Below are 23,827 nucleotides of genomic sequence, written 5' to 3'. Positions count from 1 at the left end.
ACCGCGATGTCCAGTCGAACCCTCTATCAGAAGCTCGTCGATTCGCACACGGTGTCGAGTATCGACGAGCATAACGTGCTGCTGTACGCCGATCTGCATCTGATGAACGAGTACACGAGTCCGCAGGCGTTCAGCGCGCTCGATGCACGCGGACGTACCGTGCGGCGTCCGCGGCAGCAGCTTGCCGTCGTGAGCCACATCATCCCCACGCACGCGGAGTCGCCACGCGTGATTCGCGACGCAGCGTCGCTGTTGCAGGCGCAGAACCTCGCGCGCAACTGCGAACGCGCGGGCATCCGGCTCTTTGCCGCGAACGATCCGCTGCAAGGCGTCGAGCATATCGTCGCGCCGGAACTCGGGCTGATCCGTCCCGGCATGGTCGTGCTGTGCGGCGACAGCCATACGACGACGTACGGCGCGCTCGGTGCATTGGGGTTCGGCATCGGTACGTCGGAAGTCGAGCACGTGCTCGCGACGCAAACGCTGGTGTACCGGCTCGCGCAGACCATGCGCATCACGATCGATGGGGCGTTGCCGTACGGCACAGCGTCGAAGGATGTCGTGATCTGGATCATCAGCCAGATCGGCGCGCAGGGCGCACGCGGTTACGCAGTGGAGTTTGCGGGGACGACGATCGCATCGCTGTCGGCCGAGGCTCGCATGACGTTGTGCAACATGACCGTCGAAGCTGGCGCGCGCGCCGCGCTGATTGCGCCGGATGCGACTACCTTCGACTACGTGCGCGCCCATACGCCTTCGCTCGATGCTACGCAATGGCAGGCTGCGCTCGAAGACTGGCGCGACCTTCATTCCGACGCAGACGTGCACTTCGACGCCGAGCACCGCTTCGACGCGCGCAACATCGCGCCGTTCGTCACGTGGGGCACAAGCCCCGATCAGGCCGTCGCAATCGATCAGCCGATTCCCGACGAAGCCGCGCAAACGACGCCCGAAGCCGCCGCGTCGCTGCGTCGCGCACTCGACTACATGGGACTCGATGCTAACCGGCCGATCGCCGGTACGCGTATCGATCGCGTGTTCATCGGCTCGTGCACCAACGGGCGCATCGAGGATCTGCGTACCGTGGCCGCGCTCGTGAAAGGTCGACGCGTCGCAGCCAACGTACGCGCGATGGTCGTGCCGGGCTCGGGCAGCGTGCGCCGCGCGGCCGAACAGGAAGGCATCGCGAAGACGCTGATCGACGCAGGCTTCGAGTGGCGCGAGCCGGGCTGCTCGATGTGCCTCGCGATGAACGACGACGTGCTCGATGCCGGGGAGCGCTGCGCGTCCACTACCAACCGCAATTTCGAAGGCCGCCAGGGACGCGGCGGCCGCACGCATCTGATGAGTCCCGCGATGGCCGCCGCCGCCGCGATCACCGGCTGCATCACCGATGTCCGCACGCTGGAGGCCACTGCACCATGACGCGACTCACGACGATTCAAGGCACCGCTGCGCCGTTGCCGATCGATAACCTCGACACCGACCAGATCATGCCGAAGCAGTTCCTGCGCATCATCGACAAGGCCGGTCTCGCCGATGGTCTGCTGTACGACCTGCGCTTCGACGAGCATGGTGCGTCGCGTGCGGATTGCGTGCTTAATCAGAGCGCGTATGCGGGCGCGAAGATTCTGATCGGCGGTTCGAATTTCGGTTGCGGGTCAAGCCGCGAGCACGCCGTGTGGGGACTCCAGCAATACGGTTTTCAGGCGGTGATTGCGCCGAGCTTCGCGGAAATTTTCTATTCGAACGCGATGAATAACCGTCTGCTGCTCGTGCAGCTGGAGCGCGATGCAATCGATGCGTTGATGCGCGCTGCCATCGAAACGCCAGGCACAGCAATCTCGATCGATCTCGACGAACAGACCGTGCAGTCCGCAGCGGGCGAACGTTACGCGTATCCGATCGGCGCGCGGCATAAGCGCATGGTGATCGAAGGCATGGATACCGTCGATCTGACGCTGGGCTCCGTTGACGCGATCGAAGCGTTCGAGCAGCAGCATTTTGCGCGGCATCCCTGGGCGCAGGTGATGTAACCGCGACAACCGTCGCACGTGACGCATCAGACGTCACTGCGACCTCCCTGTTTTAACCCGCCGATTCCCTTCCGATCGAAGAAGGGAAGGGCACCCCTTTGCCTTGAAGAAGGAGGAGACACATGAAACGCGTGCCGTTCTACAGGATTCTCTACGTGCAGGTGCTGGCTGCCATCGTTGTCGGCGTACTGCTCGGCCATTTCGTCCCGCAGGACGCGGTCGCATTGAAGCCGCTCGGCGATCTGTTTATCAAGCTGGTGCGGATGATCATCGGGCCGGTCATTTTTTGCACGGTCGTGACCGGGATCGCCGGGATGCAGGACATGAAGAAGGTGGGGCGCGTCGGCGGCAAGGCGCTGCTTTATTTCGAAGCGGCGTCGACACTCGCGCTCGCGATCGGCTTGCTCGCCGCACACGTGCTCGAGCCTGGCAAAGGCTTCAACGTCGATCCGTCGACGCTCGATGCACGCGCCGTGTCCGGTTACGCGGCGCAGGCCGCGCATGGCGACGGCATCGCGGGATTCATCACCCATGCGATACCCGACACGTTTCTCGGCGCGCTGGTTCAGGGCGATATCCTGCCCGTGCTGTTGATTGCGATCCTGTTCGGTACCGCGCTGGCCTTGATGGGCGAACCCGCCGCGCCGGTCACGCAGCTGGTCGAGACGCTGTCGAAGACGTTCTTTCGCATCGTCCGGATGGTCACGAGTCTCGCGCCGATCGGCGCACTGGGCGCGATGGCTTTCACGATCGGCCGCTACGGGATCGTGTCGCTGCTGCCGATGCTGAAGCTGGTCGGTACGTTCTATCTCACCGCGTTTCTGTTCGTGGCGGTCGTGCTCGGCATCGTCGCGCGGCTGTGCGGGTTCAGTTTGTGGCGCTTCCTCGCCTATATCCGCGACGAGCTGCTGATCGTGCTCGGCACGTCGACGTCCGAAGCCGCGTTACCGCAACTGATGGACAAGCTCGAACGCCTGGGTTGCCCGCGCGGTGTCGTGGGACTCGTCGTGCCGACTGGCTACTCGTTCAATCTCGACGGCACCAACATCTACATGACGCTCGCCGTGCTGTTTCTCGCGCAGGCGACCAATACGCATCTGTCGTTCGCGCAGGAAATCACGTTGCTGCTGGTGACGATGCTGACCTCGAAGGGATCGACGGGCGTGACGGGCGCGGGCTTCATCACGCTCGCGGCGAGCCTGTCGGTCGTGCCGACCGTGCCGGTCAGCGCGATGGTGCTGATTCTCGGCATCGATCGGTTTATGTCGGAATGCAGGGCGTTGACCAATATCGTCGGGAATGGGGTAGCGACGATTGTGGTGTCGGCGTGGGAGGGTGGGCTTGATCGGGTGAAGCTGGCGGCGGCGTTGGGGGATGAGCGGCGGGTGCGACGTGAGGCTTCGATGGACAGGGTTTGATGGTGGGGTTTGGAGATTCGGCAGGCTCGCTTTAGCGAGCCTGCTTGCCTCTGGCGGACCGCACTAACGAGCCTCCCGCTCCGCACCTCGAAACGCGTTCTCCGAATCGATCATGCGGCGCTTCAGCACCGGAACATGGTTCACCATCCGCAGACCCGTGCGCATGGCACCGAGCACTGCACGCCCGACCACCGGCCGGTGAATTGCGCCATGTTCATCGAACGACGCACGCGATTGAGCGACCGCGTCGAAGCCGTAGCGGCGCATCTCCGCCTCGTATCCCGCGACCGCGTCGTGCAGCGACCGCTTGCCCGATCGCATATCCGCAAGACGGCTCGCCAGCAACGTTGCATCGCGTAGCGCGGTGTTCGCACCGACCCCACGGCCCGGCGTCATCAGATGCACCGCGTCGCCGAGGACCGTCACGCTACCGGTCGGCCACGCGTCGACCGGAACCGAAGTGCGGATATCGACGGCAAAAGCAGTGCCTGGGTCGGACGCACGGATGAGCGCACGCAGGTTCGGATGCCAGCCGTCGGTCATTTCGGTGGCCAGCGCGAGCAGCGCCGGCTGTTCGAGTTTCATCGGACTGGCGGGCACGTTGCGCAGCGCGCCCCATACGCCCCACATCAGATAGTCACGGGTGTTGTCGAACCGCAGCCCCGGCCAGCGCGCGAGCAGCGCGGCATCGCTGTCGGCAACGCCAGGCTTGGGACCATCCGCGCTCCACGGAAATTCCATCACGTGCACGATCCCGCCGAAGCCCTTCGGCGCATTGACGAGCGTGATGCCATCGAGGATTTTCGGCGGCAGCAATGCGCGGTTCGCGTCGGTCATCGGGACCTTGGCAGCGATGCTCACGATGCCGGTGTTGTCGAGCCGCGCATGCGGCAGCAGTTGCCGACGGACCTTCGAGCGGGCGCCGTCGGCACCGATCAACAGATCCGCCGTGACGTGCGTGCCGTCTGCGAAATGTGCGGTCACGCGACCGTCGTCGTGCTGCTCGTACGCGGTAAAGATTTTGTCGAAGTGGATCCGGTCTTCCAGGCCGGTGAGCAGCACCTGCCTCAGCGTCATCCGGCTGACGGATTTGCCGCCGCTCATTGATTCGTTTGCCAGCGGGATCGACAGCAGCTCGGTCATGCGTTCGGTGACGATGTTGAAGTAGCCGGGCGTGCGGGCACACGTCGCGAGAAAGGTCGCGAAGAGATCGGGCGGAAGGCACGCCTTCAACGACGCGACGCCGTGATCGTTGATCCCGACGCGATAGCCCTGCAAACCGTCGGTACGCGTGCGGTCGCGTTCATACACAGCCACGTCGATGCCCGCTCGCTTGAGCCCGTGTGCAAGACAGAGGCCGCCCGTGCCGGCACCGATGATGACGACGCTCAATGGATTGCGGTTCATGCTTTTCCCTTTTTCTTGACGACGGCGCTGGCCGGCTTCGATGCAGCGGAGTCGGCAGACGGTGCAAAGCGTTGCGCGATCTCTTCGAGCCACGCCTGGTTCCACGTGAGGTTTCCTGTCTTCAGATCGGTCACGACGCTGCGCACCCAGTCGAGTTCGGACACGAGCCTCGCGCGTATCAATTCGCCTTCGAGCAGGAACAGACGCGGCACCTGCATCGCTTGTGCCTGTCCTTCCAGTTCGTCGAGACGTTTCAGTTCGCGTTCAAGCGCACCCGTGCGCGTGTGCAGCAACCGGCACACTTCCTCCGGCGGCAACAGCGGCAGGAAGGAGAGCGCTGCGGGGAAAGCCGGAAATTCGTTGGCCGGCTGCGCAAGCTGGTCGCGTAGCCAGACACGACTGGTGTCGCGGCCCGCGTCGGTGATTTCGTAGACCGTGCGCTCAGGAAAGTTGCCGTCGCGCGCCGTCTCGCGAGCGACGATCAGGTTGTCGCGCAGCAGACGATCGATCGTCTGATAGAGGCTGTTGCGCTGACTGACGTTGATGACTTCATGCTTGCCGCGCGCCTTGATGAGCTGCTGCATGCCGTACGGGTGCAGAGGGGCTTCGGTGAGCATCGCGAGGACGGCAAGTGCCAGCGGGGAATAGCGAGTCATGAGGGACGATAGTCATAAAGTGTTTAGTCATTTTATGACTATCAATGTTTCGGGTCAAACCGATATCCACGCTTGGCGAGAATCCACGGGTTAACCATCATTTGACGTCCTTTTTGATGAGATATATTGCATGCATGGATGCAAATATCCACTCTTACAGATAGCTTCGATGAGTATCCAAACCGATTCGCTGCACCCCCGTTTTCCGGCCACTGCCGAAGAAGAAGCCTATGCGTACGTGCTGCATCGCATCCGCATGGGCACGTACAAGGCGGGGGACAGGCTTGTCCCGGATCAGATTGCCGCGGAGATCAGTACGAGCCGCATGCCGGTTCGCGAAGCCTTCAGGCGGCTGGCGAGCGAAGGTCTGGTCGTGATCCGGCCCAATCGCGGCGCGCTCGTGCGCGGGCTCGACGCGAACGAGATGGAGGAGGTGTTCTTCATGCGCGGCGCGCTCGAAGGACTTGCCGCGCGAATGGCGCTACCCAGAATCACGCCTGAGCAGATCGCGCAGTTGATGCATCTGATCGACGTCATGGAGGGCGCCGAACATGACGTTCATCAATGGGTGACCGCACACCGTAACTTCCATGAGTACCTGTGCCAGTTGTGCGGGCGCCGGCGTCTCGTCGAGCAGATCGGTGGCCTGCACACGGTGATGGAGCCGCACATGCGCCTGTGGCTCGAATTTGCCGAGAAGCCGAAAACCTCGCGTGAAGATCACATGACGATCATCACCGCGATCAAGGCCGGCGATCCACTGCAGCTCGAGATGGCCGTGCGGGAGCACATCGAGGCGACCGTGCCGGCGCTACGGGACTGGGCAACATCAGATAGCTGACGACAGAGGCGAACAGTCTGGAATAGGACTCTGAACCTCTTGATTAGTATTGCTTACAGAAAGACGTTGAACCGATTTTTCGATTCAAAAGACAGCCATTTTCAACTCGATATCATGTGGGGAACGGTCATGCAACGAGGTTTCTGGAAGTCCCTTCTGTTAATTGTGCTCGCGTTGAGTGCGATGAATCTCCAGGCGAAGGAGTGGAAGGACATTCGCATCGGCTATGAAGGTGCCTACCCGCCGTTCTCGTCGATCCAGCCGGACGGTACGCCCGTGGGTTTCGACATCGACATCATTCATGCGCTCTGCGCGCAGATGCACGCGAACTGCACGCTGGTGCAGATCAGTTGGGACGGTCTGATTCCCGCGCTGCAGGCGGAGAAGATCGATGCGATCGTCGCGTCGGTCGCCATTACCGCCGAGCGCAAGCAGAAAGTGGCCTTTACCGCGAAGTACTACAACACGCCGCGTCGGCTGGTCGTGGCAAAAAACAGCCCCATCACGGACGCCACGCCGCAAGCGTTGAAGGGCAAACGCGTCGGCGTGCAGCGCGGCACGCTCGGCGACAAGTATGCGAACGCGTACTGGGTGCCTGCCGGTGTCCAGCTGGTTCGCTATCCGACGCAGGACGAGGTGTTCCTCGATCTTCGCTCCGGGCGTATCGATGCCGCGTTACAGGATGCGACCGCCGCGTATTCCGCTTTTCTGAGCAAACCCGAAGGTGCCAACTTCAAGTTCGTCGGCGCGCCGATTACCGGCACGACGCCTGAGCAGAAAACGCTGCTGGGCGAAGGCTATGGCATTCCGGTCCGCAAGTCCGACGACGACCTGAGGCTTCAGCTGAATCAGGCCATCGACGCCATCCGCGCGAACGGCACCTATCAGTCGATCGAAAAGAAGTACTTCAACTTCAGCATCTATTGATCGGTGCGGATCCGTGCGCCGTCGCGGCAGGACTCCATAAGCGCGCGGGTGTTCGAGGAAAATCCAGAGGCTTCGTCATGTCAGAACTACAGGCGTATTTGCCCGCGTTGATCAGGGGGGCAGGGGTCACGCTCGCGCTCGCGGCCTCGTCCGTCATTCTCGCGCTGCTGGTCGGGATGGCGGGCGCGATGGCCAAGCTGTCGAATTCCCGTGTGCTGGTGGCTATCGCCACTGCGTACACCACGCTGATTCGCGGCGTGCCGGAATTCGTCATGATGCTGCTGGTGTTTTACGGCGGCCAGATCGTTCTCAATCGCGTCGGCGCGGCATTGGGTTTTCATGCGCCGGACGTCGATGCGTCCGTCACCGCTGTGCTCACGATCGGCTTCATTTTCGGTGCGTATTACACCGAGACTTTTCGAGGCGCGATCCTCGGTGTGCCGCGCGGGCAGATGGAAGCAGCACGGGCCTATGGCTTTTCGGGGGCGCTCGCATTTCGCCGGATTCTTTTACCGCAGATGCTGCGTCTCGCGTTGCCGGCAGCGGTCAACAACTGGCTGGTGTTGCTGAAGACCACGGCGATTGCGTCGCTGATCGGCCTGCACGATGTGATGTTCATTGCGGACCAGGCGGGTCGCACGACCCAGGCGCCGATGACGTTCTATCTCGCCGCGTGCGTCGTCTACCTGCTCGTGACGTCCGGCTCGACGGCCTGGCTTGCGCGCGCACGAGCACAACTCGGCCGCGGTGTGCGTGAGGGGAGACTGCGCGCATGAGCTTCGACGAAATCGCCCAACTTTTCCCGGCGTATGCGAGCGGTCTGCTGATCACCGTGCAACTGACGGTGTATTCGCTCGGGCTGGGTCTGGTGCTTGCCATCCCGCTGGCTATCCTGCGCGTATCGCCCAGCCGGCTGCTGAGCGCGCCGGTAGCCGCCTACACCTGGTTCATGCGCGGCACGCCGCTGCTCGCGCAACTGATGATCGTCTATTACGGCTTCGGGCAGTTTCAATGGGTGCAGGATGCGTGGCAGCACGGCAATCCGCTGATGTTGCTGCTGCGCGACCCGTTCAGCTGCGCGATCATCGCGTTGACCGCGAACACGTGTGCCTACACCACGGAGATTCTCGCCGGTGCGTTGCGCGCCACACCCTACGGTGAGGTCGAAGCGGCGCAGGCCTACGGCATGAGTCGCACGACCGCATGGCGGCGCATTCTGTTGCCGTCGGCGATGCGCCGGTTCATTCCCGCCTATAGCAACGAGATCATTCTGATGCTGCACGGCACGTCGCTCGTGAGCGCCATCACCTTGATCGATCTGACCGGCGCCGCGCGAGATTTCTACGCGAATTTCTATGCGCCGTTCGAGGCGTTCATCTCGGTCGGCACCGTGTACCTCGGGCTCACCGCCATCTTTTCCTTTCTGATCCGCTTGACCGAGCGCAGATACCTCGTTCATCTGCGGCCCCAACATTTCCGCAAACTGGCCCGAGGCTAAGGCAACGTCACATGAATGCGCTTACTGTCGAAAATCTTCACAAGCGATACGGCGACAACGAAGTGTTGAAGGGTGTCTCGCTGGTGGCGAATCGAGGAGACGTCATTAGCATGATCGGCTCGTCGGGTTCGGGCAAAAGCACGCTGCTGCGATGTATTAATTTTCTCGAGTCGCCTTCGTCGGGACGGGTCACGCTGAACGGCAGCGAAGTGCGTACCTCGATCGACAAGGGCGGGCAGATACGCGTCAGCGACCCGGCGCAACTGCGCAAGATGCGCACGAAGCTGGCGATGGTATTTCAGCACTTCAATCTCTGGGCGCATATGACGGCACTGGAGAACGTGATCGAAGCGCCGCGTCATGTGCTCAAGCTCAGCAAGACGGAGGCGACCGAGCGTGCCGAGCGCTACCTCGATCAGGTCGGCATGTCCCGGTTTGCGAATGCCTATCCGGCGCATCTGTCGGGTGGCCAGCAGCAACGCGTGGCGATCGCACGCGCGCTTGCCGTGGAGCCGGAAGCGCTGCTGTTCGACGAACCGACCTCGGCCCTCGACCCCGAACTGGTCGGCGACGTGCTGAGGGTCATGCGAGACCTGGCCGAGGAGGGCCGCACGATGATCGTCGTGACGCACGAAATGGGGTTTGCGCGAGAGGTCTCGAATCACGTCGTCTTTTTGCATCAGGGCGTCGTGGAGGAAGAGGGACATCCTCGCGAAGTATTGAAAACGCCGCGAAGCGAACGGCTCCAGAAGTTCCTTTCTGGCGCGGTGAAGTAACGCCAGCGCGCGATTCACCACCGAATTCATGGACGAGACAATTCAAGGATGCATCCCATGCAAGATCTCAAACAGAACGACATCAATCACTACCTTCACCCTTATACGAACCTGAGCCTGCATCGCGACGTCGGGCCGATGGTCATCGACCGGGGCGAGGGCATTTACGTGTACGACACGGACGGCAATCGTTATATCGAAGGACTGGGCGGACTCTTTTGCGCGTCGCTCGGCTTCAGCGAGACACGCCTTGCCGATGCGGCGGACAGGCAGATGCGAAAGCTGCCGTTCTATCACGCGTTTGGCCACAAATCGTCGGAGCCGGCGATTCTGCTCGCGGAAAAGCTCGTCTCGATGGCCCCAGTGCCGATGTCGAAAGTGTTTTTTGCAAACTCGGGCTCGGAAGCGAACGACACAGCCGTCAAGCTCATCTGGTACTACAACAATGCACTCGGACGTCCGGACAAGAAGAAGATCATCTCGCGCACACGCGCCTATCACGGTGTGACCATCGCCTCGGCAAGCCTGACCGGATTGCCGAATAACCATCGCGATTTCGATCTGCCGATCGATCGCATTCTGCACACGGATTGCCCGCACTATTATCGCTACGGACAACCTGGCGAAACCGAAGAGCAGTTCGCGACGCGCTGCGCCGAATCGCTCGAACGATTGATCCTGCAGGAAGGCGCCGACACCATCGCTGCGTTCTTCGCGGAGCCGATCATGGCGTCCGGCGGCATGATCGTTCCGCCTGTCACCTACATGGAAAAGATTCAGGCCGTCCTCAAGCGGCACGACATCCTGCTCGTCGCCGACGAAGTGATCTGCGGATTCGGCCGCACCGGCAACATGTTCGGGTCGCAGACTTACGACATGCATCCCGACATCATCGTGATGGCTAAACAGCTTTCAGCGGGCTACCTGCCGATTTCCGCCGTCATGGTGAACGACGCGGTCTATCGCGGGTTGCTGACGGAGAGCGAGAAGATCGGCACCTTCGGTCACGGGTTCACGTACAGCGGACATCCGGTGTGTGCCGCCGTCGCGCTGGAGACGCTGCGCATCTACGAAGAGGACGGCATGCTGGAGCATGTCAAAAGCGTTGCGCCGCATTTTCAGGCGAGGCTCACGGAACTCGGCAAGCATCCGCTCGTCGGCGAGGCGCGCGGCGCGGGTCTGATCGGCGCGGTCGAACTGGTAGCGAACAAGGACACGCGCGAGCCGTTCCCGGCCTTCGAAGCCGTGGCAGCACGTGCGGGTACGTTCGCGTTGAGCCACGGCGTCATCACCCGTGCGCTCGGCGATACGTTCAATTTCTGCCCGCCATTGATCATCACGCACGATCAGATCGACGCACTGTTCGACGCGTCGGAAAAGGCATTGAACGATACGCTCGCGTGGCGTCGGTCGTTGGTCAACCATTGAACGGAGAAGAACGTCGATGAGAAATTTCGAACAACCCGGACGTTCGCTCGTGATGGCGAGGAACGGCATGGCGGCTACGTCACACCCGGCGTCGACACTCGCTGCGGTGCGGATACTCGAAGCCGGCGGCAATGCGATGGATGCCGCGATCGCCGCATGCGCGGTGCAGTGCGTCGTCGAGCCAGGCTCGACGGGTATCGGAGGCGACTGCTTCGCACTGTATTCGCGTGGAGGAACGGATGACATCGCCGGCTTCAACGGTTCCGGCTGGGCACCGCAGGCGGCCAGCGTGGCCGCGCTGCGCGAGCGTGGCGTGAGCACGATCGATCGTTACTCGCCGCATGCGGTCACCGTACCCGGTGCAGTCGACGCCTGGGCGACGCTCGCGCGCGACCACGGCTCGCTGCCGCTGAAGGAACTGTTTGCGCCCGCGATTCGCCTCGCGCGCGACGGCTATGTCGTCGCACCTCGCTGCGCGTCGGACTGGGCACATCAGGCGCAGTTGCTGTTACTCGATCCGACCAGCCGCGAACGCATGCTGGTCGACGGGCACGCGCCGCGCGCGGGAAGCGTGCACCGGCAGCCGTTGCTTGCGCGCACGTTCGAGGCGATTGCGGAACACGGCGCGCGCGTGTTCTACGAAGGCTTTATCGCCGAAGACATCGTCGCGTGTTTGCGCAGTATGGGTGGCCTGCACACGATGGATGACTTCGCACAGTTTCGCGGCGAGTACGTGAAGCCGATCAAGGCCAGCTTCCGTGGCTACGACGTGCACGAATGTCCGCCGAACGGGCAGGGCGTGATTGCGCTGCTGATCCTGAAGATACTCGAAGGCTTCGAAGCAAACGACGACCCGCTCGGCGCGACGCGCCTGCAACGCGAGATCGAGGCGACCCGCATTGCGTATGCGATCCGGGACGCGATGGTCGGCGAGCCGCGCCGTGGATCCATGGATGTGGATCAGCTCCTGTCCGATGCATCGATCCGTGCATTGCGGGCCCGCGTCGGCGATGGATCGATGCAGGGCCTCGGCGCTTCGACAGTGGCCGAGCACAAGGACACCGTCTATATCTGCGTGGTCGACAAGGACCGCAATTGCGCGAGCTTCATCAACTCGCTTTTTCATCCGTTCGGCAGCGGCATCATGGCGCCGGAAACGGGCGTGATGCTGCATAACCGTGGTCAGAGTTTCTCGGTCGAAGAAGGGCATCCGAACGCGATCGCCCCGCACGCAAGACCGATGCACACGATCATCCCCGGCATGGTGACGAAGGACGGCAAGGTCCAGATGACGTTCGGCGTGATGGGCGGTCATTATCAGGCGATGGGGCATGCGCATTTCCTGTCCAAGGTGCTCGATTACGGGCTCGACATGCAGACCGCGATGGATCTGCCGCGTCTGTTTCCGAAGCCAGGTACCCGTCAGGTCGAAGTCGAAAGCACGATGCCGGCGGCTGTACGCGAAGAGTTGACCCGCCGGGGTTTCGATCTCGTGCCGCCCAATTGGGCGATTGGCGGTGCGCAGGCCATTCGCATCGATTGGGACGAGGGGACACTTACCGGCGCATCCGATCATCGCAAGGACGGTTGTGCGCTGGGAATCTGAAGGCCGCACATTCAGGTAGGTGCTAACGAAGCAGGGAACATCGCCATGACAATGCAACAGGTCTTGCGGGGCGACGGTGCGATTCGACGCGAGTCTCCGTATGGTTCGTCGAAGGAGAATACCTATGCGGGTGTCGTGTCGTTCATGCGGCGTCTGTACACGAAGGAGCTTCGCGGTGTCGATCTCGCGGTGACCGGGGTGCCGCTCGATATCGCGACGACCAACCGCCCTGGCGCGCGGCTCGAGGTGCCCTCAAGAAACGGATTTTTTCGTACGCCAAAACGGCCCAGTCGCTTTTCTGACACGCCGCGACCGGAACGGTTTGTTGGCGTACGAGGGCACCCCTGATCATCTACGTGGCGGAGGATAACCTGCTGCCGACTGGATGCGCGACGGGTGGCGGCATGATTTATCGGCACATCGCACCTGCTCACCAACTATAGCGGTAGCCGCCTTGCCCAAATACCGCGCGCCCATAATCGCCACCGATGGCGCGCGCGTATTTCACATTCACGTACAGTTCTGAATGTTTGCCCATGCTGCCCGTGACGCCGAAACCGGCTTCCCACCATGTATTACCGAATCGATTCGCGAACGGCGTGCCGCCGATGCTCGTTTGTCCGGGTGACAGGAAATCGTGCAATACATCGACGGTGAAATACGGCGTCGCTGAACTGGTTTTTGTTTCGTTGCTGAGATTGGCTGTGAAAATCCGCGCGCCGAGACGGCCACGTAATGCGTTGGTCGATGTCGAGTCGATCGACGAAATGTTGTCGTCGAAGCTGTTCAGATGCACGTACTGATAGAGCAGTTGCGCCTGCGGTTCGACGGCAATACGCGTCGATCCAATCAGGAACGGCTTGCCGACCTCTCCTGACACACCCGCACCGAAACCGTTCTGGCTTGCGCCGTCGCCGTAGATATCGCCATACCGGTTGCCGTAGTGGGTGATCTGTCCGACGCCATCGAAGTACGCGCCGTCAGCCGCGTACTTTGTCCAGTAACCGCCGATCGATTGGGCCTGTGTTTGCACCGTGCCCGTCGGGTTCGTCAGCTGACCGTTGATGCTTCTCAGGTTGTCTTCGAATGAAGCGGACATCGAGCCGAACGTAAGCGTCGCTCCGGCGTGCTCGCTTGCGCCGTTGGTGTTGCACGAGAGTGTCCAGTCCTTGCCGAACTGCGCGACGTAAGTGTTTGCGTTTGTGGAAAAGCGGTTGCCTGCATTGGCGTCCAGGTTCTCGCCGCCTATGCGTCCCCAGATGCCATTCTTGTTGTCCGGTTGAGCAGCCTCCAGATTGGCGATATCGCCGACACGCTCGTGCAGACGGTCGAGAATTGAATAGCCGTAGTCAACATCGAGCAGGGGTGTCAGCGAATAACCCACTACGCCCGGTCGATATGCAGGCTGCGCGGGTACGGGACTGGACGGAGGCATAGTCTGTGGTGACGTCGTCGGTGCAGGCTGGGCTTCGAGTTGCGAGCGCAGATACCAGTCGTCGGCGTTGCTCGAACCGCCCTGATAGAGCAGGTATTGATACGCACCGCCCTGAACGGGCCCGGCCAGATGAAAGCTGCCCGCCGCTGCCGACGTACCGTTGACCTGCACCAGCAGAATGCCGTCGCCAGGTGTGTACGCGCCGTTGCCCGATCCATTCACCTTGATAGCCGTTTGTCCGCTCGCGTTTCCTCCGATCACCATCTGATCACTGTGCGTTGCCGGACCGCCTTCGTTGAGCAACGTGTTGAGCGCGAGCTGTCCATTCGAACCCGTGTAATTGCCACCGACTTTCAGTACGTTGCCAATCTGACCCGACGCAGCAGCGACATTCGCCAGGCCTGCGTTGTTCAGATTGCCGGCGATCGAAAATGTGCCGGTGTTTCCCGATGCAAGCGCGGGCAACGCACTCGCCACTGCGATCGTGCCGTTGTTGTTCACCGAGCCCAGTACCGAACCATAACCACCGAGCGTGGCGCCTGACGCTACCGTTGTCACGCCCGATCCGATCGTCGCGCCTGTGTGCGTCGCATCGCCGACGATAAGGGTGCCCGCCAGCACCTGCGTACCGCCTGCATAGCTGCTCGCGGCGTTGAGTAACAGCGTTCCGCCGCCCGCTTTCGTCAGCATGCCGGAGCCGCTGATCATGCCATCTTGTCTCAACTGTGTGCCGACCGCTGAATCGATCGTTCCACCGCCCGCGTCGATTGTCGTCGTGCGGTTCATTGCGATGCCTGATGTGGTGCGCAACGTGCCACCGTTGAAGCTTAAGGTTCCCGACGATGCACCCAGGTTCGCGTCCGCGCTAATCTGCACGACGCCACCGTCGAACGACGTTCCGCCCGTGTAGCTGTTCTTGCCACTGAGTGTCAGGGTGCCGTTGCCCACCTTCGTCAAGGCCCCGCCGACACCAGCAGGAAAACTTTCGCCGATGCTCGCATCGTACGCCGCCAGTTGCGGGGATTCACCGTCGGCGATCGTGCCAGATATCACGTCGTCTAGACCACGATTGCCCAACGCCAGGTTGTTTCCGCCTAGATAGACATTCCCCGCACCGGACAATGATCCGATTCCCAGCCGCTGGGACATCTGACTAATATCGACGGCAGCCCCGGCGTTGTTCACGATCGTCGCCGTGTCAGCAATGGACGCCCCGGAAAACGAGGTAAGTCCGCCCGGGTTATTAGTAATGTGCGCGGTGCCGGCGCTGGATTTGTCAGCAAATACCGTCTGACTTCCGGCGTTATTGGTGATGGTTGCCTGCCCCGCACTGCTTGTGTCGTTGAAGCTGAACTGCACCTGATTCGAACCCGTCAGCGTCGCATTCGATGCAGTCGACGTGTCGTAGAAAGAGATGTTGGCATCGTCATACACGCTCAGCCCCGATCCCGTTGCATTGATCGTGGCATTGGGGGTCGACGACGCCCCGAGCAATATCAGGGCCGTGTAGGTAGTAGCCGACCCCGGTCCCGGCCCGCCGCCTGTGAGTACGATGGTGCCGAGCCCGCCAATATTTGCATCGGTCGCGACCAGAATGCTCTGGACACTCACGGAAGCGGCCTGAGCGCCATCACCAGAAATCTCAGGAACGCCGTTGCCCTGAATGACAACACTGGTAGACGCGCCCGGAACCTGCCCTGTACTCCAGTTGCTGGCGGTGAACCAGTTCCCGTAGCCGGGCGCCGTAAAGCTGGCCTGCTGTGCTATAGCAGGTTGAGACACGAACGCGCAGACGGCCGTTGCGATGATCGTAAGAGGAACCGCCCGCGTTTGGCAAGCACGCGATCCACGGTTGAGAATGAAATGAGGAGAAAGCATGGTTTGACTGTCCTGTCCCACAACTGCTGTTGAAATATATTATGGACACCTACGGGTTTTGAAAAATTACTTCCATTCTCAGTACGGTGATCATCGCAACGTCTTTGCGATCAGCCCCCTGAAATGCAGGGCACATTTGCGGTCGATGGAATATTGCATGCGTGCCCACGAAAGAGATCGGATGTAGTCCTATGTCGTCCTACGCCGGACGCTGTCAACCTTGTCGGCAGCGGCACGAGGGTGTCCCATCCTTGGGCATGGTCCACTCGTGCCTGGCGAATCCGCGTTAACAACTCGACGCGTCATTTAACCGGCATGGTTACCCACTTCTCCTGATTCGCCGAGACGGCTGCCATTACCCGATCGATCTGCGGGAGTTGGGGGTGAGTGCGCAGTCGACAACGTCCGGGGAGCTTTCCAGTGGTCCGCTCCTGAAGTGGGTCATTAGTCATCTGGTTTTCGAATAATTAGTGCAATTGACCTAATTTTTTAGGCCCAACCGGTCTGACAGGATATCGCCGGTCGTGTGCCGAAAATTGCGATATTTACGGGTTTTTACGCAAAAAAACGAAAAATATTTCGCACAATTGTCGATACGCAGAAGTCACGAATCCTATACTATGTGTAGGCCATGTGACCTAAAAAGATTGCAAAATTTCGCACGCCGACCTGGTCCACATGTAATATCAAATCCGCGTACACACAATGAACGGAGACTCAATGAAGATGCCTGATCTGACGAGCGACTGCGCCTCGCAACGTACGGAGGCCGTGTCATGAGCGCCCCGGATCGAGTGGATGTCTGTATCGTCGGCGCCGGGATATCCGGACTTCGTGCGGCGCAGCGATTGAGCAAGAGTGGCTATCGCGTGCGCGTGCTGGAAGCGCGCGACCGGGTAGGCGGTCGCACGCTGGGCGACGAGCTGTGCGGCGAAACCGTCGACCTGGGCGGACAGTGGATCGGCCAGACGCAGACGCACGCCGTCGCGGTGTGCGAGGAGCTGGGTCTGGATCTCTACGAGCAGTATGCGGACGGCCGGCGTCTGCTGGAGATGGGCGGCCGGTTGCACAGCTATCGCGGCACGATTCCGCGCATGTCGCCATTCGCCCTGCTGGATGCTGACCGGGCCATGCGACTCATCGATCAGGCCGCGAAAAGCGTCGATCCGGAGTCGCCCTGGACGGCGCGCAACGCTGCGCGCTGGGATCGGATGACGGTGGAGCAATGGCTGCAAAATACGGTGTACACGCGCGGCGGGCGCAGTCTGATGGAGATCGCGATTCGCGCGCTCTATACCAGCGAGCCGCATGAAGTCTCGCTGCTTGGTTTCCTGAGCCTCGTCGCAGGGGCGGGGTCACTGCAGGCGCAGATCGAAGTTCGCGGCGACGGCGCCCAGCGGTTTCTGGTCAGCGGCGGCGCTTTCCAGATCGCGCAGCGGTTAGCGCAAAAGCTGCCACCCGGTGCGCTGGCGCTGAATGCGCCGGTGTACGCTGTCGATCAATCGGAGCGCGGCGTGAAGATCCGGCATGCCGGCGGCGAGGTCCACGCGTCGCGTCTGATCGTCGCAATCGCTCCGACTCTGGTGTCGGGCATCGATTTCCACTCGCCGCTGTCGGCGGCCCGCATGCAATTGCAGGCCCGCATGCCGATGGGTGTCGTGATCAAGGCACTGGTGGCCTACGAGCGTCCATTCTGGCGGGAGCAGGGATGGACGGGCGAGGCGATCAGCGATCATGGCTACTTCGGTCCCGTCATGGACGCCACGCCGCCCGGCAGCCGGCACGGCATTCTCGTCGGCTTCTTCGAGGCGACGCCCGCCCGCGAGTTGGCGGGCGTGCCGCAAAGCGTGCGCCGCGCCGCGGCGCTGGAGTGTCTGCAGCGTTACTTCGGCGCGCAAGCCGCTCAGCCGATCGGCTATATCGACAAGGACTGGACCTCGGATCCGTGGAGCCGGGGCGGGTTCGTCGGCACGACCGCGCCGGGCACGTTGACGGCCTACGGTCACGCGTTGCGAGCGCCTTGCGGCCGCATCCACTGGGCCGGCACTGAAAGCGCGACGCGCTTCATGGGCTATATGGATGGCGCGATCGAATCCGGAGAACGTGCCGCGAGCGAGGTCATATCGAGCGGCGTCTGAGTCACCGCGAAAGCAGCCGCTGATGCCCACATGATCGTTCGCGTTGCGTTGCGTTGCGTGGTGACGCGGGATGCGCACGAGTGTGTTTCGTGCGGCCACTTTGACGCGGTGCGGACCTAACGTCGGTTCAAGAGGCGAGCCGGGCGTCGCGCGGTTTGCGAAAGCGGCGCCGTCCCGCTCCCACGAATGTCGTACTCGCACACGACGGATTGATCCGGGTGCTGCGCGAGCAGGGTATCGAAGGCATGGCTGAACATGACTGACCATAGAGAAGAAACGATGAGTCAAACATCCCGCACGGCGGCCCGTTTCACCGGTTGGAGCGCCATTCTCGGCGGACTCCTGATTTACGTCACCGGGGCACTTCTGCTGATGGTGACGGGAACGGACACGGATAAGGTATTGCGTGGCGCGGCCATGCTGACACTTCCGGCTGAAGCACGCAATCTGTTCCGCGGGGCGATGATTGCCGATATCTTCGGTTTCTATCTGCCGATTCTCGTGATCGCGGGGTATTTCTGGCGCAGCCTGGCAGCGGAAGCCGGCGCGTACGGTTATATGGCAGTGTTGGCGATGGGCTTCTATGTCACCGTGGGCGTCAGCGGCGCGGCTATCCAGCAGGCCGTGATCCATCCGCTGACGGATCTGTATGCGGCCGCAGCCGATAGCGACAAAGCCATGCTGGCGGCCGTATGGACGAGCGTCGCGAATGCGACCCAACGCGGTTTATGGTGGAGCGAAGGTCCGGCTATTTTTCTGTGGGCGTTAATTGTTGGCAGCCAGCTTGCGAAGGCCGGGTGGCGAGGGGCGTTTCTGCTGAAACTCGTAGGCTGGTTCGCCGGCATGTTCTTTGTGTTCGGCCTTTTCCCGCAGCTCGGTGCCCTGACAAACGCATGCGAGATGGCCATCGCGGGGATTTTGCCGATATGGATGATTTCGTTCGGCTGGCAGTTGCTCAGCCAGGCGGAAAAGGGCGTGCAATCGGGTCGCCGGCGCACTGTCTGATGGAAGATGCGCGTGGCGCCGCGTGGTTGGGCGAACGGGCTAAGGGACTAACGGACTAACGGACTAACGGACTAACGGGTTACCACGGCCATGATGGCTTTCACCGCCTCGTCCTCAATGCCCTTCAAATCCGATGGAAAGCGATTGCGCTGCGGTATCAGCACGAAGAGCCCTTCGATCTGGCAGGTGATGAGTGCCGCCCGGCACGCCAGCTCAGAGGGAGACAACTGAGGATTCACTGCCGCAACCAGTTCGCCGATCGCGTGGCGTTGAAACTCGTATCCCTCTTCCATGCTCTTGCGCGCGAACTCCTGCGTTTGCGCCATCGCCCAGAAGTTGACGAACAGGCCTTGAGTCAACGGTTGTTTGCTGTCCTCGATCAGTACCCGGATCGTTTTTTCCAGCCGCTTGACCGGTGTGAGCGTGAGGTCGCTGACGATTTCCTGGTAGGTCTTCGAATATTCCTCGAGCGTGGCGTTAATGAGCGCCGCCAGAAGATCTTCGCGAGAAGGAAAATAGTGCTGCAGATTCGACAGCGCAAGTCCGGCTTTCACAGCCACCTTTCGCATGCTCAGTCCGCCGTAGCCTTCCGTGACGAATATCTCGACCGCGCTCGTCAGAATGCGGGCCATCGTGGCGCGGCCGCGTTCAGTGAAGGTGTGCGAGTCATCGCGAGCTTGCAGGGTTGCAGCCCCCACTGGCTCTTTGGCATGGGCCTCTTCCTGGCCTTTTTTCTTGCGAGCATTCTGATTTGTCGCTTTCGATGGCATGGATTCGTTTTCCTTGGCCCAAAAATCAGCGGAATTTTAACACTTAACAAAAACTTCCCCGTCGGCCGGTCGACCCATGCCAGTCCAAAACCCGCTGACATCCACGACACGGCCGCAGCGACCTGTCCGCAGGCGAACCGTTCCTCCGGGTGGCGGAAATTTTGCGGACATCGATACGCGCATTGCGGGGCTTCGCGCCGGTAGTCTGATCATGACGTTGCCGATCGCGCGACGGAATCCGCGTTGTGATCAGGCATGCGCGCTATCAAATATAGGTCAAGCTACCTTTTATTTCAGTGACTGTCCTTGACCACTTTCGAACGAATCATCGACGGTATGACCCTCGGTAGATCAAGCCGATCGCTTGCCAGGTATCGATGAATTGCGTTGAACGGTGCAGGGATGAGTCGGAAATAGCCATCTGCAACAGGTCGTCGATATTGCCTCGGGTACTGAGGGTTTAACCCAAGTTGCGATGCATATGGTTGTTCGATATAAATAGGTCAAGTGACATATTTAATGAGACAGGGTCAAAAGCGAACTGTTGGGACTGCCTCACATTGAGGGCGCTCGTGCGCCGAGCATTTCTCATCGGCCAACGTTCCAGCGCGGCTTATAGGAACGCTCGGATTGATGCATCCCACAGGCGCTTCCCACAGAAAAGACCGGCTGCCGGGTGAAGAAAAAAACGAAAGGTGAATCATGTCTAAAACACACAAAATCGCAGCCACGTCGGTTATCGCGACGGCCTTGATGGTGATCGCGGGATCGTCCATCGCGGCCGACGATCTAACCCCGGTCGGGGCCCAACGCGCGGCGAGCAAGGACGGTCTTGTACCGGTCTTCGCCGGCCGGCAGGCGCCTGACGCCGGCTGGACCTACGGGAAATTCCGCGGAGATTTCTGGAAGCATCGCAACGAGAAGCCGCTGTATCAGATCGACGCGTTGAATGTCGATAAATATGCCAACCTGCTTTCGCCGGGTCAGATCCAGTTGATCAGGCAGCAGAAGGGCTATCGGATGGACGTGTATCCGTCGCACCGCGAATGCCAGTTCCCGGAAAGCGTCGAACAGAATTCGGCGGCCAATTCGGCGGCGGCGAAACTCGCCGCCAATGGCGAGACGATCCAGTCAGCGATTTTGCCGGGTGTGCCGTTTCCACGGCCGAAGAGCGGTGCCGAGGCGATCCTGAACTACGAGATGCGCTACCGGGGGGTGGGTATCGAGTGGCCGCAAGCCACCACGTCCATTTCGCCGCGCCCGGGTAGCGACGCATGGATCGACACGGCCGGCCCGCAACTCCTTTACTTTCCGTGGGGTAAGCAGGGCAAGACCTCGCCGCAGGAAGTCGATCAGCTTAGTCTGGCCGCATACTCGGCCGCGACTTCGCCTGCGGCCCTGGCGGGCCAGGCGTTCGTCCAGCGGCAATATTTCGATAAGGAACCCGAAACATTCTATTACTTTCCCGGGCAGCGGCGCGTGAGACGCATGCCGACCTACACGCACGACGCGCCATTGATCGGTTATGAAAACCAGTATCTGGTCGACGAAGCCAATATGTTCAACGGCGCGATCGACCGCTTCAACTGGAAGCTGATCGGAAAACGCGAAATGATCGTGCCGTACAACGACTTCGGCATGTACGCATTCAACGCGAAGCTGCACGACATCGCGACGCCGAACGGCATCGCCGCGGATCACCGGCGCTACGAGGTGCATCGTGTCTGGGTCATCGAGGCGACCGTTAAGCCGACCGCGCGCCACGTCGCGTCGAAGAAAGTTTTCTATCTGGATGAGGACAGCTGGCTGGCACTCACCGGCGAGGATTACGACGCACAGGGCAAGTTGTGGAAGGTGCGGGAAAGCTATCCGATCCCGGTATGGGAGATGGGCGGCACCTGCGACAACGAACCCCTGGTGCAGTACGACCTGCTGGATGGACGTTACGTATTCGACAGTTCGACCATCGGGCAGGGTAAGGACCTGCGCTGGTACGAGCAGATCGACGATCCCCGCTTCAAGCCGGACTTCTTTACCGCGGAATCGCTGAGGTCGGTCAGCGAGCGGTGAAGATCGGCATGTGCAACGGTGCGTGAATAAAGAAAGCCGGCGGGCGAGCGGCGTTTGCTGGCTTCAGGGGAGGAGAGGGGACGATGAGAAGCAGAAAGTTTGTCAGGCATGCTCCGTTTTTTTTGGCTGCTTTGGGAACAGCCACGTCGAACGCGTACGGCTATGAGTTTTCGACAGGCATCAACGATCTCAAGGGCTCGTGGGTCACCAATCTCACGGCCGGCGCGGGCATCCGGACCAAAGATCCGAGCTGCTCGCTCACGGGCGATCCGAATGCCAACGGCTGCGCGACGGCGGCGAACGTCAATCAATGGGGCGCCGCCGACAACGGCAACCTGAATTACCGTAAAGGGCAACCGTTCAGCACGTATATCGGCGCGACCAGCGAGTTGCTGTTCAAGATGCCGAGCGAGGGTCTCAAGTTCATGATTCGCGGCACCGGCATGTACGACTTTCTCGCCGGAAACACGAACAGAACTCCGCTGTCGAGTACTGCCTCCGCGCAGGTCGTGTATAACGCGCAGTTGCTCGATCTGTGGGCTCAGAAAGATTTCACGATCGGCGGGCAGGTGGCGCACGTTCGATTCGGCAATCAGGTGATCAACTGGGGCGAGAGCATCTATGCAATGGGCGGCATCAACGCGACCAACTCGATCGACATTCAGAAGCTGCTGATTCCGGGTTCGCAACTCAAGCAGGCTCTGCTGCCGGCGCCCATGCTGAGCTTTGCCGCAGATTTATCGCACGGCTTCAGTGTTGAAAATTACTACCAGTTCCAATGGAACGGCAATCGCTACCCGCCGGTGGGCTCGTTCTGGTCGACCACCAACATACTGGGCCGCGGCATGAGCCCGCTCACCCTCAGTACCAACAATCTCAATGCGTACGGCCCCAGCGCAGGGACCATTGCGGGGTCGGGCAGCGGCAATGCCAACCTGATCAATGGGATCAACAGCGGACTCGTGAATGGCGCATTTGCCGGGCCGCCCTATAACGATATCGGCATTCCGGTTTCCTGGCAGGCGCCGTCGAAGTACAAGCCCCAGTTCGGCTTGAAATTCAATTATTCGCCGCGTTCCTTCGACGCGAATTTCGCGTTCTATTACGAGAACTATACCGACAAGTCGCCTGTCCTGGCGTCACTGGCCAACGGCACGGCGCAGTGGTCGTATCTTAGGAACCGTCAGCTATTCGGCGCCAGCGCGAATTTCGGGCTCGGCGACTGGGCGATCGGCACCGAGCTGTCGTATCGGCCTCGCGATGCCGTGGCCTTGACGGGGTGTTATGGCGCGGGCGGTCCCCTCGATACCAATACGAATGGCGCGGCGGGTATCGATTGCCAGCAGTGGGCCGACGAGAAGAAGTTTCAGTACGACATCAACGGCATTCTCGCGCTCACCCGTAGCGAGTATCCGTTTCTCAAGCTGCTCGGCGCCGATGCTGCCGCGCTGACCTGGGAGCTCACGTGGATCTACTATCCCGGCGTGAGTTCGAGCGGCGTCACTCGCTCGATCGCGGGACAAACGGTCACGCAGGTGCCGCAGGCCGGCTATCTTCCCTGGCTGAACAACGGCTCGGGATTGGGTTATCCGATCGCCGTGGCGCAGGGCACGTCGAGTTCCGTGGGGGCAACGGTCGATTTCAACTGGACCTACGACGGCACGCTGATCCACGGCTGGCAGGTGACGCCCGGCATGACCTTCGTCGACGGTCTGTACGGTTACACGCCGACGTTGAACGCGAACTACCTGCAGGGCGCGAAGTCGCTGAATCTTTACGTGCTGTTCAACCAGAATCCGGCGGCGTGGCAGGCGGGCGTCAATTACACGCTGTTCTGGGGTGGACACAATACGGTCGGTCAACCGTACGCGGACCGCAATTTCGTCGGGATGTTCGTCACCCGCAACTTCTGACGGCTGCAATGCCGAGGGGCGGCCC

General features: G+C 61.1%; 18 protein-coding genes and 1 pseudogene. 15 read left to right on the top strand and 4 right to left on the bottom strand.

Features of this window, described 5'->3' with window-relative positions; all coding sequences use genetic code 11:
• The first annotated feature begins 6 nt into the window (after positions 1-6).
• The 3 genes from leuC (at position 7) to E1748_RS02120 (ending at position 3,454) form a co-directional block, all read left to right on the top strand.
• Positions 7-1,425: a 3-isopropylmalate dehydratase large subunit gene (gene leuC / locus E1748_RS02130; protein ID WP_133645498.1), complete on the top strand. Its 1,419-nt coding sequence runs from the start codon at positions 7-9 to the stop codon at positions 1,423-1,425.
• Complete coding sequence (leuD, locus tag E1748_RS02125; RefSeq protein WP_133645497.1) at positions 1,422-2,036, top strand: 3-isopropylmalate dehydratase small subunit; 615 nt, start codon at positions 1,422-1,424, stop codon at positions 2,034-2,036. Before leuC ends, leuD begins: the two co-directional genes overlap by 4 nt.
• A 122-nt stretch (positions 2,037-2,158) precedes the next feature.
• A complete protein-coding gene (locus E1748_RS02120) occupies positions 2,159-3,454 on the top strand; it encodes a dicarboxylate/amino acid:cation symporter (RefSeq protein ID WP_133645496.1) in 1,296 nt (431 codons plus the stop codon).
• 63 nt (positions 3,455-3,517) lie between these two features.
• Here the strand turns inward: E1748_RS02120 and E1748_RS02115 are convergent, their stop codons facing one another.
• Positions 3,518-4,861, bottom strand: a complete 1,344-nt coding sequence (locus E1748_RS02115) for an FAD-dependent oxidoreductase (RefSeq protein ID WP_133645495.1) — start codon at positions 4,859-4,861, stop codon at positions 3,518-3,520.
• Complete coding sequence (locus tag E1748_RS02110; protein ID WP_133645494.1) at positions 4,858-5,517, bottom strand: PadR family transcriptional regulator; 660 nt, start codon at positions 5,515-5,517, stop codon at positions 4,858-4,860. Before E1748_RS02110 ends, E1748_RS02115 begins: the two co-directional genes overlap by 4 nt.
• A gap of 169 nt (positions 5,518-5,686) precedes the next feature.
• On the opposite strand from E1748_RS02110, the gene E1748_RS02105 reads away from it, so the two are divergent.
• The 8 genes and pseudogenes from E1748_RS02105 to E1748_RS02070 form a co-directional block, all read left to right on the top strand.
• Positions 5,687-6,358: a GntR family transcriptional regulator gene (locus E1748_RS02105; protein WP_133645493.1), complete on the top strand. Its 672-nt coding sequence runs from the start codon at positions 5,687-5,689 to the stop codon at positions 6,356-6,358.
• A gap of 129 nt (positions 6,359-6,487) precedes the next feature.
• Entirely contained in the window at positions 6,488-7,285 is a 798-nt protein-coding gene (locus tag E1748_RS02100; RefSeq protein WP_133645492.1) for an ABC transporter substrate-binding protein, read from the top strand.
• A 77-nt stretch (positions 7,286-7,362) separates the two neighbouring features.
• On the top strand, positions 7,363-8,061 hold the full coding sequence (locus E1748_RS02095) for an ABC transporter permease (protein WP_133645491.1): 699 nt from the start codon (positions 7,363-7,365) through the stop codon (positions 8,059-8,061).
• A complete protein-coding gene (locus tag E1748_RS02090; protein WP_133645490.1) occupies positions 8,058-8,783 on the top strand; it encodes an ABC transporter permease in 726 nt (241 codons plus the stop codon). Before E1748_RS02095 ends, E1748_RS02090 begins: the two co-directional genes overlap by 4 nt.
• A gap of 11 nt (positions 8,784-8,794) precedes the next feature.
• The gene (locus E1748_RS02085) at positions 8,795-9,559 is read left to right on the top strand and encodes an ABC transporter ATP-binding protein (protein ID WP_133645489.1); all 765 of its coding nucleotides are present in this window, start codon (positions 8,795-8,797) and stop codon (positions 9,557-9,559) included.
• Between the two features lie 57 nt (positions 9,560-9,616).
• Positions 9,617-10,987 carry an aspartate aminotransferase family protein gene (locus tag E1748_RS02080; protein ID WP_133645488.1) on the top strand — a complete coding sequence of 457 codons (1,371 nt, stop codon included), beginning with the start codon at positions 9,617-9,619 and terminating at the stop codon, positions 10,985-10,987.
• A gap of 16 nt (positions 10,988-11,003) precedes the next feature.
• Complete coding sequence (locus E1748_RS02075) at positions 11,004-12,593, top strand: gamma-glutamyltransferase family protein (RefSeq protein WP_133645487.1); 1,590 nt, start codon at positions 11,004-11,006, stop codon at positions 12,591-12,593.
• Between the two features lie 51 nt (positions 12,594-12,644).
• Positions 12,645-12,836 (top strand): annotated as a pseudogene (locus E1748_RS02070) (agmatinase); the annotation flags it as partial.
• A 187-nt stretch (positions 12,837-13,023) separates the two neighbouring features.
• Here E1748_RS02070 and E1748_RS02065 read toward each other — a convergent pair.
• Entirely contained in the window at positions 13,024-15,906 is a 2,883-nt protein-coding gene (locus E1748_RS02065; protein WP_133645486.1) for an autotransporter family protein, read from the bottom strand.
• A gap of 776 nt (positions 15,907-16,682) precedes the next feature.
• Here E1748_RS02065 and E1748_RS02060 point away from each other — a divergent pair.
• Both E1748_RS02060 and E1748_RS02055 read left to right on the top strand, forming a co-directional pair.
• Positions 16,683-18,044 (top strand): flavin monoamine oxidase family protein, encoded by a 1,362-nt coding sequence (locus E1748_RS02060; RefSeq protein ID WP_133645485.1) that lies wholly within the window; start codon positions 16,683-16,685, stop codon positions 18,042-18,044.
• 255 nt (positions 18,045-18,299) lie between these two features.
• Positions 18,300-19,049, top strand: coding sequence for a hypothetical protein (locus E1748_RS02055; RefSeq protein WP_240766254.1), 750 nt, complete (start codon positions 18,300-18,302; stop codon positions 19,047-19,049).
• Between the two features lie 71 nt (positions 19,050-19,120).
• Here the strand turns inward: E1748_RS02055 and E1748_RS02050 are convergent, their stop codons facing one another.
• Entirely contained in the window at positions 19,121-19,819 is a 699-nt protein-coding gene (locus tag E1748_RS02050) for a TetR/AcrR family transcriptional regulator (RefSeq protein ID WP_133645484.1), read from the bottom strand.
• Between the two features lie 702 nt (positions 19,820-20,521).
• Between E1748_RS02050 and E1748_RS02045 the strand changes: the two genes are divergently transcribed.
• Together E1748_RS02045 and E1748_RS02040 are read left to right on the top strand one after the other, a co-directional pair.
• Entirely contained in the window at positions 20,522-21,889 is a 1,368-nt protein-coding gene (locus tag E1748_RS02045) for a DUF1329 domain-containing protein (protein WP_133645483.1), read from the top strand.
• Between the two features lie 83 nt (positions 21,890-21,972).
• On the top strand, positions 21,973-23,802 hold the full coding sequence (locus E1748_RS02040) for a DUF1302 domain-containing protein (RefSeq protein WP_133645482.1): 1,830 nt from the start codon (positions 21,973-21,975) through the stop codon (positions 23,800-23,802).
• The last annotated feature ends 25 nt before the right edge of the window (positions 23,803-23,827 follow it).

The organism is Paraburkholderia flava, assembly GCF_004359985.1.
Taxonomy (GTDB): domain Bacteria; phylum Pseudomonadota; class Gammaproteobacteria; order Burkholderiales; family Burkholderiaceae; genus Paraburkholderia; species Paraburkholderia flava.
The sequence above is the reverse complement of the archived record's forward strand: the minus strand, read 5'-3'. Positions and strand labels throughout refer to the sequence as shown.

Bases quoted from the DNA above. Each gene is read 5' to 3' on its own strand.
- E1748_RS02045 (WP_133645483.1), top strand. From the start codon at position 20,522: ATGTCTAAAACACACAAAATCGCAGCCACGTCGGTTATCGCGACGGCC.
- leuC (WP_133645498.1), top strand. From the start codon at position 7: ATGTCCAGTCGAACCCTCTATCAGAAGCTCGTCGATTCGCACACGGTG.
- E1748_RS02090 (WP_133645490.1), top strand. From the start codon at position 8,058: ATGAGCTTCGACGAAATCGCCCAACTTTTCCCGGCGTATGCGAGCGGT.
- E1748_RS02060 (WP_133645485.1), top strand. From the start codon at position 16,683: ATGAGCGCCCCGGATCGAGTGGATGTCTGTATCGTCGGCGCCGGGATA.
- E1748_RS02085 (WP_133645489.1), top strand. From the start codon at position 8,795: ATGAATGCGCTTACTGTCGAAAATCTTCACAAGCGATACGGCGACAAC.
- E1748_RS02080 (WP_133645488.1), top strand. From the start codon at position 9,617: ATGCAAGATCTCAAACAGAACGACATCAATCACTACCTTCACCCTTAT.
- E1748_RS02115 (WP_133645495.1), bottom strand. From the start codon at position 4,861: ATGAACCGCAATCCATTGAGCGTCGTCATCATCGGTGCCGGCACGGGC.
- leuD (WP_133645497.1), top strand. From the start codon at position 1,422: ATGACGCGACTCACGACGATTCAAGGCACCGCTGCGCCGTTGCCGATC.
- E1748_RS02110 (WP_133645494.1), bottom strand. From the start codon at position 5,517: ATGACTCGCTATTCCCCGCTGGCACTTGCCGTCCTCGCGATGCTCACC.
- E1748_RS02065 (WP_133645486.1), bottom strand. From the start codon at position 15,906: ATGCTTTCTCCTCATTTCATTCTCAACCGTGGATCGCGTGCTTGCCAA.
- E1748_RS02055 (WP_240766254.1), top strand. From the start codon at position 18,300: ATGACTGACCATAGAGAAGAAACGATGAGTCAAACATCCCGCACGGCG.
- E1748_RS02105 (WP_133645493.1), top strand. From the start codon at position 5,687: ATGAGTATCCAAACCGATTCGCTGCACCCCCGTTTTCCGGCCACTGCC.
- E1748_RS02100 (WP_133645492.1), top strand. From the start codon at position 6,488: ATGCAACGAGGTTTCTGGAAGTCCCTTCTGTTAATTGTGCTCGCGTTG.
- E1748_RS02075 (WP_133645487.1), top strand. From the start codon at position 11,004: ATGAGAAATTTCGAACAACCCGGACGTTCGCTCGTGATGGCGAGGAAC.
- E1748_RS02095 (WP_133645491.1), top strand. From the start codon at position 7,363: ATGTCAGAACTACAGGCGTATTTGCCCGCGTTGATCAGGGGGGCAGGG.
- E1748_RS02120 (WP_133645496.1), top strand. From the start codon at position 2,159: ATGAAACGCGTGCCGTTCTACAGGATTCTCTACGTGCAGGTGCTGGCT.
- E1748_RS02040 (WP_133645482.1), top strand. From the start codon at position 21,973: ATGAGAAGCAGAAAGTTTGTCAGGCATGCTCCGTTTTTTTTGGCTGCT.
- E1748_RS02050 (WP_133645484.1), bottom strand. From the start codon at position 19,819: ATGCCATCGAAAGCGACAAATCAGAATGCTCGCAAGAAAAAAGGCCAG.